General features: G+C 56.0%; 1 protein-coding gene. It reads right to left on the bottom strand.

What is annotated here, in order from left to right; all coding sequences use genetic code 11:
• The coding region (locus tag R0J87_RS24020; protein WP_498889550.1) for an aldehyde dehydrogenase family protein at positions 1–241 on the bottom strand (241 nt) is incomplete at both ends.

The raw sequence follows: 241 nt of genomic DNA, 5'->3' as shown, positions 1-241 counted from the left end.
CGGTTTGATAACCACACAGTTTCCGGCTGCGAGTGCTGGAGCGAGTTTCCATACCGCCATAAGAAGCGGGAAGTTCCACGGAATGATCTGCCCGACCACGCCAAGGGGCTCATGGAAATGATACGCGACCGTGTCGTTGTCGATTTGGCTGATGCCGCCTTCTTGGGCCCGAATAGCGCCCGCGAAATAACGGAAATGGTCGATCGCAAGCGGTAAATCCGCGTTCAAGGTTTCACGGACC

Origin of the sequence: Halomonas sp. SIMBA_159 (assembly GCF_046536035.1) — a bacterium.
Classification (GTDB): domain Bacteria; phylum Pseudomonadota; class Gammaproteobacteria; order Pseudomonadales; family Halomonadaceae; genus Vreelandella; species Vreelandella venusta_A.
The sequence above is the reverse complement of the archived record's forward strand: the minus strand, read 5'-3'. Positions and strand labels throughout refer to the sequence as shown.